This is a genomic window from Bradyrhizobium sp. CCGUVB14 (assembly GCF_024199935.1).
Lineage (GTDB): Bacteria > Pseudomonadota > Alphaproteobacteria > Rhizobiales > Xanthobacteraceae > Bradyrhizobium.
The window spans coordinates 8,598,114-8,610,964 of record NZ_JANADS010000001.1 but is presented as its reverse complement, the minus strand read 5'-3'; the positions used below and the strand labels follow the sequence as shown (position 1 = coordinate 8,610,964).

Here is a 12,851-nt window from a genome sequence, read left to right as displayed (position 1 = left end):
CCAATATAAGGTATTTATTCCATTAGATGGAAGCTCCATCTGCCTTCTCGGTATCATCGAGAAGGAATCTGCCATGAACCCGTTATTCAACCCCGTCCACGTCGGTGGGCTCGCGCTTCCGAACCGCCTGGTCATGGCGCCCATGACTCGTTCGCGCGCAAACGCCGATGGCGTCCCCGGCGTGCTCTCCGCCGAATATTACGCGCAGCGCGCAGGCGTCGGCTTGATCGTCACTGAGGGCACGCAGCCGTCCGATGACGGGCAGGGCTATATGGCGACGCCCGGCATTTACACGCCCGCACAGGTCGCCGGCTGGCGCAAGGTCACCGACGCCGTCCATGGCAAGGGCGGCCACATCTTCATCCAGCTCATGCATGCCGGGCGTATGTCGCATCCGGACAACACGCCACATCACCGACAGGGCGTGGCTCCGTCCGCGATCGCGCCGGGTGCGCCGATGTTCACGCCGAAGGGCATGCAGGACATTCCGCAGCCACGGTCGCTGGCGACCGATGAGGTGCGCCGGACCGTCGCCGACTTCCGCGACGCTGCGCGCCACGCCATCGCGGCGGGCGCAGACGGTGTCGAGATCCACGGTGCGAATGGCTATCTGGTCCAGCAGTTCATGGCGCCGAGCGCGAACACCCGCACCGATGCGTATGGCGGCTCGATCGACAATCGCGCGCGCTTCGCCGTCGAGGTTGCTGCCGCCATTGCCGCGGAGATCGGGGCGGACAAGACCGCGATCCGCCTGTCGCCGGGCATCACGATGTGGGGCATCGACGAAGGCGCCGAAGGACCGGACCTCTATCGTCATCTGGTGGCCGAGCTCGACAAGCTCTCGCTCGCCTATCTTCACATCATGCATCAGGGCGACGATGGCCTTCTGGCCGATCTGCGCAAGCTCTGGCGCGGCAAGCTGATCGTGAACCGGCCGGGGCGCCCGCGCGATCACATCGGCTCCGACGTTGCGGCGGGACTGGCCGATCTGGAGGCGTACGGCCAGATGGTGCTGGCCAATCCCGATTTCATCGCACGCCTGAAGTCAGGTGCGCCCCTGAACGAGGCCGATCGGACGACGTTCTTCGGCGGCACCGCCCGGGGCTACACCGACTATCCGGCATTGGGCGCGACGGCCGTCGTCTGAGGACGGGCGGATCCGGCGCCTCAAGCGAGCTTCGCTCTGTTCCCTCTCCCGCAAGGGGAGAGGGGAGCAGCAGCGAGTTCGGCTCGCTTCCTACGAAAAATCGGTCCAGCTCAGATGCCGCGAATCGAGATCGCCGACTGAAACGATCTCGCGGATTTCCTGCGGGACGTGGAAGCTGCTGCGCAGATACACGAGCGGCGCGGCGCCGTCGGAATGCGAGACGTAACGGACTTCGCCGACGAAGATCGAATGCGTTTTGGTCTCGAACTCCTGCGCCAGCACGCAGTCGAACGCGGCGACCGCATCGGTCAGCACCGGTGCGCCCGTGGCGCCCCGGGTCCACTGGCCGAACGCAAAGCGATCGTCGCCGTTGACACCCTTCTGGCCGCTGAAGGTCAGCGCCAGCAGCGCGTGATCCTCGTGCAGGAAGTTGATCGCGAAGGCGCCTTCCTCGCGGATGCGGGCGTGCGCGCTGGCGTTGCGGTTGACGCAGACGATCAGCGACGGCGGATTGTCCGACAATGAGCATGCCGACGTCACCGTCAGCCCGGTGCGCTTGCCGTGCTCGGCGCCGACCGTGACCAGTGCGACCGCACCGGCGCATTGGCGCATCGCCTGCTTGAAATCCTTTGCGTCGACGCTCACGCGGAAATCTCCGAAGTAATGGCGGGTGCGACACGATTGCGCCGCACCCGCATCCGGTCAAGCTGCCTTCTTCGCGGAGCCGAGATGCTTCAGGCGCGGCATCACCTCGTTCTTGAGCAGCGAGAGCGAGTGGTGCCAGGCTTCCGGCTTGTGCTTGTAGTCGAAGCCGAACACGCAGAGCACGCCGAAGCCGCCGACCTCGTCGTAGATCTTCTCGATCTTTTCGGCCACCGTTGCGGGCGAGCCGACGACCCAGTTCCGCTTGGCGCAATATTCGACGGTGACGTCGCTATCGGGCACGTCGGGCGTGTGCTTCAGATAGTCCTTGAAGCCGAAATGGCCGAGCAGCGGCAGGAAGTATTCGCCCATCATCCGGCCCATCATGTCGCCGGTCGAGAGCTTCCAGGCCTCTTCGTCGGTGTCCGCAACGAACACCTCGCGCACCAGGCGCCAGTCCGCGCGGTTCGGCTTGCGTCCGGTCTTGGCGGCGCCGATCTCGACCGAGTCCCAATGGCTGCCGACATAGGCCGGGTTGAGGTTGAGGCTCATCGGGATGAAGCCGCGCTCGCCCGCGAGCTTGAGCGTGTCCGAGTTCTTCGACAGCCCGGCAACGCCGATCGGCGGATGCGGCGCCTGCAACGGCTTGATGTGAGGCTTGAGGAAGTCGAACATCGTGTCCGGCTTGGTCACGGTCCAGAACTTGCCCTTATAGGTGAAGGGCGCGGGATCGGACCAGAGCTTCAGGATGATCTCCAGCGCCTCGCGGGTCATGTCGCGGTTCTGCCCGCTCATGCCGTCGACGTTGAACATCGCCCAGTCGCTCGGCAGGCCCGAGGCGGCCACGCCGAAATTGAGCCGACCTTCCGACAGATGGTCCAGCATCGCGACGCGGTTGGCGAGCTCGGCCGGATGGTGATAGGGCAGCAGGAAGCCACCTGGTCCGATGCGCAGGCGCTTGGTCTGCATCAGGGCTTGTGCGATCAGCAGGTCCGGCGTGGGATTGGGTTCCCAGGGCGCGGTATGGTGCTCGCCGATCCAGGCTTCCTGATAGCCGAGCTCGTCGAGCCAGCGCAGGACCTGCAGGTCCCAGTCATGTCCTTCCTTCAGGCCGCACTCCGGCGGATGCGAAGGCATCGTGAAATAGCCGATCTCCATGGGTTTCCTCATCTGGTGTTGACGCGTCTTGCTGCGCGTTCGCTGACGTGAACAGGAACAGCTTCAGCAAGCGGTGTGCCAGCGTGGGAGGCGTCCCGGACCCGCGAGAAAACGCTGGTTTAGGGCCGCAATAGCCGATATCCCGGGGCGGATTTGCAAAGCGCCGTCTCATTGTCGCGAGACGCCGTCTTGGCCGTGAGACTCGAGGATACGATTGGAAATGACCGATCCCGCTTTTGTCGCGGTGGACTGGGGGACCAGCAGCTTCCGGCTCTGGCTGGTCGACCGCACGGGCCACGTGCTGGCCGAGCGCCGCAGCGGCGAGGGCATGCTGGCCGCGGCCAAGGCCGGCTTCCCCGGCGTGCTGCAATCGCACCTTGCCGCAGTCGCGGCGCCCGCTGATCTGCCCGTTCTCGTCTGCGGCATGGCCGGCGCCAAAACCGGTTGGGTCGAGGCCGGCTATGTCGACACGCCGGCGCCATTGTCGGCGGTCCTGAAGCAGGCCGCGCGCGTGCCGGGCGAGGCGCGCGACATCCGCATCCTGCCGGGCATCGCGCAGCGCGACAAAGTCGCGCCGGACGTGATGCGCGGCGAGGAGACCCAATTGCTCGGCGCGCTCGGCCTTCATGCCGCGGGCGAGGCGCTGGTCTGCATGCCCGGCACCCATTCGAAATGGGTGCGGGTGAAGGACGGCACCGTCGCGCATTTCTCCACCTTCATGACCGGTGAGCTCTTCAGCGTGGTTTCGCGCGAGACGATTCTGTCGCTCGCAGTCGCCGGCGCCGATGACGCCGAGGATGTCGCGAGCTTCAAGGCGGCGGTGAAAGCCGCGTACGAGGCGCCGGCTTTCGCGGCCAATCTCCTGTTCACCGCAAGGTCGCGTCAGCTGCTGTTCGGCGGCACGCCGGCCGCGGCGCGTGAGACACTGTCGGGCACGTTGATCGGCGCCGAGCTCGCCGCAGGTCTTTCCGGTACGGTGCCGAAGGCCGGCATCATGCTGATTGCCTCGGGCCGGCTGGCGGATCTGTACCGGCAGGCCTTCGATGCGCTGTCGGTCAACGTGAACCCGATCGATGCCGATGAAGCGGTGCGCCGCGGCCTGTCGATGGCCGCTGCGGCGATCTGGACGAAGTCAGAAGGATCTTTGAGATGAGCGTTCCCTTTCCGCCGATGAAGCGGCCCCTGGTCGCGATCCTGCGCGGCGTCAAGCCCGAGGAGACCGAGGCCATCGTCGGCGTGCTGGTCGAGGCCGGCATGACCGCGATCGAGATTCCCCTGAACTCGCCCGATCCGTTCCGCTCCATCGGGCTCGCCGCCAAGCTCGCGCCATCAGGCGTGCTGATCGGCGCCGGCACGGTGCTCACCGCGGCGGATGTCGATCGCCTCAATGATGTCGGTGGCAAGCTGATGGTCTCGCCGAATGTCGATACCGAGGTGCTGGCGCGTGCGCATCAGCACGGCATGGTGACGCTGCCCGGCGTGTTCTCGCCGACCGAGGCGCTGCTTGCAGCCCGCTCCGGTGCATCCGGCCTCAAATTCTTTCCGGCGAGCGTGCTCGGCGCGTCCGGCATCGCCGCGATCCGCGCGGTGCTCCCCGCAGGCGTGATGATCGCCGCCGTCGGCGGCGTCTCCGACCAGAATTTTGCAGAATACATCAAGGGCGGCGTGACCGCATTCGGGCTTGGCTCCAGCCTCTACAAGCCCGGCATGTCGGCCGCCGATGTCGCCGCGCGCGCGAAGGCGACGATCGAGGCCTATGATCGGGCGATTGTGAAAGACTGATCGCGCAATAAACAAGCCGTGATGTCGTCACGGTCGTGCGTTGTCCTATCTTGCTGCAATAGCGAGATCAGGAGACCGACATGGCGATCAACAACATAGCCGATCTGTTCGTGGCAACACTCGAACAGGCCGGCGTCAAGCGCATCTACGGCATTGTCGGCGACAGCCTGAACGGTCTCACCGAGGCACTGCGCCGCCGCGGCACCATCGAATGGGTGCACGTCCGCCACGAGGAGGTCGCGGCGTTCGCGGCCGCCGGCGAAGCCGAGATGACCGGCAGCCTCGCGGTCTGCGCCGGCTCCTGCGGCCCGGGCAATCTGCATCTGATCAACGGCCTGTTCGACGCACATCGCAGCCGCGTGCCGGTGCTGGCGATCGCCGCGCAGATCCCGTCGGCCGAGATCGGCGGCGGCTATTTTCAGGAAACTCATCCGCAAAATCTGTTTCGCGAATGCAGCCATTATTGCGAGCTGGTCTCGGATCCGAGCCAGCTGCCTTTCGTGCTGGAGAACGCGATCCGCGCAGCGGTGGGCCTGCGCGGCGTTGCCGTCGTCGCCATGCCCGGCGACGTCGCCTTCCGCAGCCCGCCGAAGCGGGCGCTGTCGACCAATCGCGGGCTTGCGCTGTCCGCGCCCAAGGTCGTGCCGCAGGCCGATGAGCTGAAGGCGCTTGCGGATCTGTTGAATAGCGCCGAGCGCATCACGCTGTTCTGCGGCCGCGGCTGTGCCGGCGCGCATGCACCGCTGATGCAACTGGCCGAAGCGCTGAAGAGCCCGATCGTGCATGCGCTCGGCGGCAAGGAGCACGTCGAATACAACAACCCCTACGACGTCGGCATGACCGGCTTCATCGGCTTCTCCTCGGGCTACGCCGCCATGCACGCCTGCGACGCGCTGGTGATGCTGGGAACGGATTTTCCCTACAAGCAGTTCTTCCCGGCCGATGCGAAGGTTGCGCAGATCGATATCCGCCCGGAAAATCTGGGACGGCGCACCAAGATCGATCTCGGTCTCGTCGGCGACGTCAAGCTGACCATCGAGGCGCTGCTGCCGCTGCTCAAGACCAAGACGCAACGAAAGCATCTCGACGACGCCATCGCGCATTACAAGAGGGCGCGTGAAGGCCTGGACTCGCTCGCCAAGGGTACGCCGGGAGCCAAGCCGATCCATCCGCAATATCTGGCAAAAGTCATCAGCGATCACGCGAGTGACGATGCCGTCTTCACCGCCGATGTCGGCACGCCGACGGTGTGGGCCGCGCGCTATCTCAACATGAACGGCCGCCGACGGCTGATCGGCTCCTTCGTGCACGGCTCGATGGCCAACGCCATGCCGCAGGCGATCGGCGCGCAGGCCTCGCAGCCCGGCCGCCAGGTGATCTCGCTGTCGGGCGACGGCGGCTTCACCATGCTGATGGGCGATCTGATCACGCTGACGCAGATGAAGCTGCCGGTGAAGATCGTCGTCTTCAACAACGGCGTGCTCGGCTTCGTCGCGCTGGAGATGAAGGCCGCAGGCTTCGTCGACACCAATGTCGATCTGGAAAATCCCGACTTCGCCGCGATGGCGCGCGCGATGGGCATTTTTGCGAAACGCGTCGAGGACCCCGGCGAACTCCCCGGCGCGATGAAGGAGATGCTGGCCCACAATGGCCCGGCGCTGCTCGACGTCGTCACCGCCAAGCAGGAGCTGTCGATGCCGCCGACCATCACGGCCGAACAGGTCAAGGGTTTCAGCCTCTGGGTGCTGCGCGCTGTGATGAGCGGCCGTGGCGACGAGGTCATCGACCTCGCGAAGACAAACTTGCTGTCGCGCTAGCCGCGCTTCGCTGACGGCGCGGGCAGTTGCTCATGGCGGCGCTGGAAGCGCTGCCAGTGCAGCACGATGCCGATCAGCGCCGCCGGCACGAAGCCGAGCGCGATCAGGAAATGCGGCAGTTCCTTCGGCGAGATGAAGGCGATGGCGATGTCGGAGATCAGCCAGAGCGCTGCGAACATCACCGCGAAATCCGTGCGCGGGCAGCGCAGATAGTAGAACACGGCGGTGATGACCACGGCGGGCCCGATCGCGATGGCGATCATGACCGCGGTCAGTTCCTTCGGCGTCACCGCGTCGAGCACCATTGACGCCAACAGCCAGATGGCGGCGAACATGGCGATGATGTCGATCGGATGCCGCAACCCAATACCTCTCGTGGGAACGCGCTATCGTTGTGTCCCGAATCCCGGTCGTCAAGTAAAATACGCCTATTCCTCGTCGTTTCCAGGCGTCGGGCGCAGCATGAAATGGCCGAAGGCGGACGCGATCGGCTTGTCCGGATCGTCCTGCCAGGCCCGCGCCTCGAAGGCGACGATACGCCGGCCCTGTTTCACGATCGAGACATTGGCAATGGTGTCCAGCGCCCGGCCGGAGCGCAGGTAATTGACGGTCAGCCCGATCGGCTTCGGCAGCGTCGCGATCCCGAGCTCGCGCCGCACGCCGAGGATCGCGGTGGTCTCAAGGAAAGCGCCGGTCATGCCGCCGTGGATGGCGGGGAGGATCGGGTTGCCGATGATTTTGGGCGAGAACGGCATCGTCAGCGTGCCGTCATCATTGACGCGAATGCCGAGGCAGCGCGCGAACGGGCTGTTGGCGAACGGGCTGTCCGGATCCTCCGGCGCTTCCAGCGTCGGGATGCTGCGCTGGTCCATCCGGCGGTCCGCCAGCATGTTGGTGCGGTTGGCGCCGATCATGAAGCAGCCGGTGGCGGTCGCCACCGGATCGTCCTCGGACTCCTGGTAAGCCGTGGAGCGCACGAAGGCGATCGAGCGCGTGGTGCGATAGCAGACCGAATGCGCCTTGATGGCGAGCCCAGGGGTAGCCGGCTTCTGGTAGTCGATGCGCAGGTCGAGCGTCGCGATCGCGCTGGTGCCGTCGAGCGCGAGCTGAACCGCCATGCCGCAGCTCTCGTCCAGCATCGCGGTGACGACGCCACCATGCAGCACACCGGTCTCGGTGTCGCCGACGAAGACGGGGCGATAGGGCAGGCTCGACCAGGCTTCGCCCGGCGCGAACCGGTCGAGCTGCAGCCCGCTGATATGGCCGTAATCGGAGCGGCGGCCCTTGATGGCTTCGGCGAGTTCCTCGAAAGGAAGCGTGGTCGATGAGATGGACATGATGACGTTCTAGACCACCGTCGGGGACGGCGCAAAACCCGGAAATGCGCCCCGCGCGGCAGATCTGCCAGGAACCGGTTTGGCCTCGACAGAGCGCGCCGAAGCAACGATGGTGGGCGCTTCGCCCGTCGACCAGTCCCAAGGAGTGCCCATGGCCGATCCCGAGACGCCCGCCACCAGCCAGGGGCTCGTCACCATTTCTAGCTCGAGCTCGGAGCGGGCGCCGATCATCTATTTCGACGGCGCGTCCTGCTTCGGCCATCACAACGGTGCGATCCAGATCGAGCTCGCTGCGAATTTGCTGATGCCGATTGGTGCCGCCGTCAGGGTCGACGTGGTCCAGACCGCGCATCTGCGCTGCAGCCCGGCCGCGGCGCTGGCCTTGCGCGAAGCGCTCGACAAGGCGCTTGCGATGCTCAAGCTCGGACAGCAGCAGCCGGACGAAGCGATCCCGACCGTGAAGAATTGAGCAAGAACTGAGCAGGAACCGAGATTGACAGCCATCCGCCTTTACGTCACCTTCCGCGCAGGTTGATACGACCTGCCGGTTGCGCCCTCCGTGGAACGGTGAATGTATCGAGCCCTGATCGGCCCCCTTTGCCCGAGCGACCGGGTCAGCAACGCAACCACCTGACACACCTGGATCGCTCATGCAGAGGACGAACCGATGCGCGATTTTCGCGATGCCAAGGCTATGGCGCAGACCCTGCGCGAATCCCTGACCACCAAGGCCGTCACCATCAGCCACAGCGAGAGCCTCGAACTCGTGTCGAGGATGTTCGGTGTTGCCGACTGGAATACATTGTCGGCGCTGCTTCACGCAGAGCGGCGTGACACGGCGCCGGCGATTGCACCGCTGAAAACGACAACGGCGCTCTATCCCGCCATTCCCCTACGCGATCTCGTTCCGTTTCCGAACGCGACTTACCCGCTGTTTGTAGGCCGCGAGAGCACCGTTCAGGCGTTGAACCAGGCGTTCGAAGGCGGACGCGAAGTCGTCCTGGCGATTCAACGCGAGGCGGCCGTCGACGATCCTCGATTGTCCGATGTCTACGAGATCGGCATCCTATCGCAACTGCTCGAACTGGTGCCGCTCGAGAATGGCACGTTCAGGGTGCTGACGCGCGGCCTTCGGCGCGTCGCGCTACGCAGCTTTGCGGCTGAGGCGGTCGCCTATCAGGCCGCGGTCGTTGACGTCAGTGAGGGGACGGCCCGCGATGCCAGGGATCTGATCCGAAGGATCTATCAAAGCTTCCAGGATTACACGGCGGCTCATGGAATTCTGGTGCCGGACCTCTGGCTGTTCTTCGATTTAACCCGTGATCCCGGACAGATCGCCGATACCGTCGCGACGCGGATGAAGTTACCCATCAGGGACAAATACGAGCTGCTGGCGACGCTCGATCCCGTGAAACGGCTCGAGCGGATCGACGCGCTGCTCGACCTGTCGCAACGGCCGGTCTCGGCAAACTACGCGGCTACGAAACGGCGGGCGCTTGAGCACGCTGACCGGCGCCGCCATCAATACGCGACGCTTGAGCATTTGCTGCTTGCCCTGACCGAGGATGCGAACGCGGCCGCCGTGATGCGTGCCTGCGACGCCGATCTCGACAAGCTGAGGCAAGGCCTCGTGCAGTATCTCGACAACGAACTCAAGCACACCGTGATCGAGACCGGACGTGCCGAGCCGACGGCGGCGTTCAAGCGCGTCGATCAGCGCGCCCCGTTCCTTGCCCAGGAGGTCGGATATCCCGAGGTCACCGGCGTCAATGCGCTTGTTGCCCTGTTTGCCGAGACGCGAAGTCCCGCGGCGCGCCTGCTCGCGGAGCATGGCGTATCGCGCGGACGTGCGGACAAGGCGATCGGGCGAGGTGTTGGCTAGAGCTTGTCGCTACGCCTAGCCGACATACACCTTCGGCTTCTTCCCGCCGTTCCACTTGCCGTCGAGCGCGCGCTCGATCTGGGCGGCGAGTTGCAGCAGCAGGCCGTCATTGGCCTGCTTCGCGATCGCCTGGATGCCGAGCGGCAGGCCGTGGTCCTGGGCCGCCATCGGCATCGAGATTGCCGGCATGCCGCAGAGATTGGCGAGCGGCGTGAAGGCGAAGAAGCGCCAGAGATTGCCGAACCAGTCGAGCACATCCGGATTGTCGGAGATGGTGAGATATTCCTTGGTGCCGACCTTCGGCGTCGGCAGCGCCGTGATCGGCGTCAGGATCACGTCCCACTGCTCGAAGAAGCTGCCGAAGCCGCGCGAGGTGGTGTTGAAGACCGCCTGCATCTTCGCCCGGTCGGCGAAGCTCGTGTGCAGGCCGGCTTCCCAGATCCGGATGTTCATCGGCTCGATCAGATCTTCCGGCGGACGCTCCAGCCCGCGCGCGGCGAGCATGTTGGAAATCACCACGGAAAAGTTCGAGATGTAGCAGGTGGTCTGCGCCGCGAAGGCGGCGCGGAAATCGAGCTCGGGCAGTGCGTAGTCGACGTGATGGCCGAGGCCCTCGAGGAAGCGGCCGGTCTTCTCCAGTTCGGCGGCGATCTCTGGCGTCGCGGTGTAATCGCCCCAGGTGTGCGACAGCGCGATGCGCAGCTTGGACGGATCGCGCTTGATCATCTCGCCGTAAGGCTGCGCCGTGGTCCAGAACGGCATGAACTCGCCGGGCGCGGGGCCGCGGGCGTGGTCGACGAAAGCGGCGGTGTCGCGCACCGTGCGCGACTGGCAGCCCTGGATCGAGACGAGGCCGGTGAGGTCGGACATGTGCGGCGCGAGCGAGAACACGCCGCGCGATACCTTCAGCCCGATATTGCCGTTGACGCCGGCGGGAATGCGGATCGAGCCGCCGCCGTCGGTCGCGTGCGCGATCGGCACCACGCCGGCCGCGACCATCGCCGCGCTGCCGGCCGACGAGCCGCAGGTGGTGTAGTCGGTATTCCAGGGATTGCGGGTGACATAGACGGCCGGGTTGTCGGCGGAGCTGCACACGCCGAATTCCGGCGTCGTTGTGCGGCCGATCAGGTTCAAGCCTGCCTGGCGGAATTTGCCGGTCAGGAATGTGTCGGCCGCGGCGCGATTGCCACGCATCAGCAGCGAGCCCATTTCCTGGAGCCGGCCCTTCATGGTCGGACCCAGATCCTTCATCAGGAAAGGCAGGCCGGCGAACGGACCGGCGAGATTGGCGCCGTCCTTGGCGGGATCGGCGATCACGTCATCGAACAGCTCGACCACGCCCGACAGCGTCGGATTGACCTTGGCCACGGCCGCCGCGGCCTGACGTGCCAGTTCCTTTGCCGTCAGCTCGCCGTTGCGGACGCGCGCCGCAAGGCCGACGCCATCGTGCTGCGTCCATTCGTTCCAGCTCATCGGCAAAGTCATGAAGTTCAAATCCCCTTGGGTCGCGGCGCCACCTTTTTCGCAAGGGCCCGCGTGAATCAACTGAGCCGGCGCGAAGGGCAGGGTTGCGCCGGACGGAGAGGTCGGGGCGCTTTAAAGCAGCCTTGCGATCGCCGCAACCGGTCCACCGCCGGCGGGCCCCTGATGCTCGGCGCCGCCGGAGACGTAGACCGCGCCGGTGCCGGCAAGGCCGGCGATCAAGCCGCCGACCGCCGCGCGGGCATGGCGTGTCGAGCTGATATCGGTGTCCTCGAGCATGGTGTGGCGGAAGCCGCGCACGGTGCCGTCCGGCGAGGCCTCGGCCTTGGCGAAGACGTTGACGAGCTGGCGGCCGGTGCTGGTTTGCGGCGCGATGTCAAGGCCAACACTTGTCAACGCGGATACCACCGCAGGCGCATCGATCGCGTCGCTCATCACGGCATGCCCGATCTCGAATTCGCTCGCGGAGCCTCCCGAATTGCCGAGCACGATGACAACGTTGTGCATCAGCTCGATCCCTGACGAGGTCGAGGCGACCTTCGAGAACAGATCGTAGCGGTGCAGCACGTCCTGGTCGCGAAGATCGGGAGATATCTCGCCGAGCGCGACCGCAACCCCGAGCGCGGAGGCGCCGCGCGAATAGGCCATCGAGCTGTAGGCGCTGATCGTCGCCGTCTTGCTGCCGCGCGCGCTCGCGGCCTCGACACGCTCGCTGGTCAGCAACGGGCACTTGATCTGGACGAAATGGACGTCAGCGGCATCGCTGATGCCGGCATCCGCCATCGCGGCCTTCACCGCCTTGGCGGTCTCGGTGATCTGTGCCGAGCGGCCGAGCTCTTCGGGCAGGAAATCGCGGGTCTGCGCCATGCCGATGCTCAGGCGCTTGCCGGAGATGCCTGTGAGCGGCTTCGCAACCTGCTGGCGCGTGAACACCGTGATGTGCGGGCTGAGCACGCCCTCGGTGCCGCCGGACATCACGAACGCAATGCGCTGCTCGACCTCGTGCGGCGTCAGATCGAGCTTTGGCGCCAGCGCCGTGCACAGCGCGGCGACGGCATATTCCCGGGTGAAATCGTTGACGCCGCCATTGCCCTCCGTCTTGCCCAGGATTGCCAGGATGGCGGCCGGATCGATCGCGCCTGAAACGATCAGGCTCATGAGGCCGGAAACGTCGCCGGGGCCCTTGGTGGCGACCTTGAAGACGCCGACCGATGTCGTCCGCATGGAGTGTCCTCGTGGGAAGTTCGATGGTCCGGCAGGCCCAACCAGCCGTGGAAGCGGGGTGGATGTCAATCCCCGATATCGTCCTGGCGAAAGCCAGGACCCATACCGCGTGATCCATCGATTGCGCTCGATATCAGTACCAAACGACGAGTCTTCGCCAAACAACTCCCCTCGGGCGAAACGCGCCGCGAGGGTGCGAAGGTGTGTCTGCGAGGCCGTAGGATGGGTCGAGCGCAGCGAAACCCATCATGTCTCCGATTGGAAGAAGAGTTGATGGGTTTCGCAAGTGCTCTACCCATCCTACAGGACTTCATGTGTGCCCCGCGACATCCCCAAGATTGTGGCGAGACCGCATCGGTCCCGCAAAAAAATCCTCTGTC

The 12,851-nt window shown here is 65.4% G+C and carries 12 protein-coding genes; 6 read left to right on the top strand and 6 right to left on the bottom strand.

Annotated features, from left to right (window positions below; all coding sequences use genetic code 11):
- The first annotated feature begins 73 nt into the window (after window positions 1-73).
- The gene (locus tag NLM32_RS40220; RefSeq protein WP_254134190.1) at window positions 74-1,147 is read left to right on the top strand and encodes an alkene reductase; all 1,074 of its coding nucleotides are present in this window, start codon (window positions 74-76) and stop codon (window positions 1,145-1,147) included.
- Between the two features lie 90 nt (window positions 1,148-1,237).
- On the opposite strand, the gene NLM32_RS40215 is transcribed toward NLM32_RS40220, so the two are convergent.
- Together NLM32_RS40215 and NLM32_RS40210 are read right to left on the bottom strand one after the other, a co-directional pair.
- Entirely contained in the window at window positions 1,238-1,792 is a 555-nt protein-coding gene (locus tag NLM32_RS40215; RefSeq protein ID WP_254134189.1) for a flavin reductase family protein, read from the bottom strand.
- A 57-nt stretch (window positions 1,793-1,849) separates the two neighbouring features.
- The gene (locus tag NLM32_RS40210) at window positions 1,850-2,947 is read right to left on the bottom strand and encodes an LLM class flavin-dependent oxidoreductase (RefSeq protein ID WP_254134188.1); all 1,098 of its coding nucleotides are present in this window, start codon (window positions 2,945-2,947) and stop codon (window positions 1,850-1,852) included.
- 220 nt (window positions 2,948-3,167) lie between these two features.
- Here NLM32_RS40210 and NLM32_RS40205 point away from each other — a divergent pair, with 220 nt between their 5' ends.
- The 3 genes from NLM32_RS40205 (at window position 3,168) to poxB (ending at window position 6,546) form a co-directional block, all read left to right on the top strand.
- Window positions 3,168-4,100, top strand: coding sequence for a 2-dehydro-3-deoxygalactonokinase (locus NLM32_RS40205; protein ID WP_254134187.1), 933 nt, complete (start codon window positions 3,168-3,170; stop codon window positions 4,098-4,100).
- Window positions 4,097-4,729, top strand: a complete 633-nt coding sequence (locus tag NLM32_RS40200; RefSeq protein ID WP_254134186.1) for a 2-dehydro-3-deoxy-6-phosphogalactonate aldolase — start codon at window positions 4,097-4,099, stop codon at window positions 4,727-4,729. Before NLM32_RS40205 ends, NLM32_RS40200 begins: the two co-directional genes overlap by 4 nt.
- An 80-nt stretch (window positions 4,730-4,809) precedes the next feature.
- A complete protein-coding gene (gene poxB / locus NLM32_RS40195) occupies window positions 4,810-6,546 on the top strand; it encodes a ubiquinone-dependent pyruvate dehydrogenase (protein ID WP_254134185.1) in 1,737 nt (578 codons plus the stop codon).
- On the opposite strand, the gene NLM32_RS40190 is transcribed toward poxB, so the two are convergent.
- Window positions 6,543-6,908 carry a hypothetical protein gene (locus NLM32_RS40190; protein ID WP_254134184.1) on the bottom strand — a complete coding sequence of 122 codons (366 nt, stop codon included), beginning with the start codon at window positions 6,906-6,908 and terminating at the stop codon, window positions 6,543-6,545. The genes poxB and NLM32_RS40190 overlap by 4 nt on opposite strands.
- A gap of 66 nt (window positions 6,909-6,974) precedes the next feature.
- Entirely contained in the window at window positions 6,975-7,883 is a 909-nt protein-coding gene (locus tag NLM32_RS40185) for a PaaI family thioesterase (RefSeq protein WP_254134183.1), read from the bottom strand.
- A gap of 151 nt (window positions 7,884-8,034) precedes the next feature.
- Here NLM32_RS40185 and NLM32_RS40180 point away from each other — a divergent pair, with 151 nt between their 5' ends.
- Together NLM32_RS40180 and NLM32_RS40175 are read left to right on the top strand one after the other, a co-directional pair.
- A complete protein-coding gene (locus NLM32_RS40180) occupies window positions 8,035-8,352 on the top strand; it encodes a hypothetical protein (protein ID WP_254134182.1) in 318 nt (105 codons plus the stop codon).
- Between the two features lie 198 nt (window positions 8,353-8,550).
- The gene (locus tag NLM32_RS40175; RefSeq protein ID WP_254134181.1) at window positions 8,551-9,765 is read left to right on the top strand and encodes an LON peptidase substrate-binding domain-containing protein; all 1,215 of its coding nucleotides are present in this window, start codon (window positions 8,551-8,553) and stop codon (window positions 9,763-9,765) included.
- 15 nt (window positions 9,766-9,780) lie between these two features.
- Here NLM32_RS40175 and NLM32_RS40170 read toward each other — a convergent pair whose 3' ends face one another.
- Window positions 9,781-11,250, bottom strand: coding sequence for an amidase (locus tag NLM32_RS40170; protein WP_254134180.1), 1,470 nt, complete (start codon window positions 11,248-11,250; stop codon window positions 9,781-9,783).
- A 111-nt stretch (window positions 11,251-11,361) separates the two neighbouring features.
- Window positions 11,362-12,471, bottom strand: coding sequence for a ring-opening amidohydrolase (locus NLM32_RS40165; protein ID WP_254134179.1), 1,110 nt, complete (start codon window positions 12,469-12,471; stop codon window positions 11,362-11,364).
- Between the last annotated feature and the right edge of the window lie 380 nt (window positions 12,472-12,851).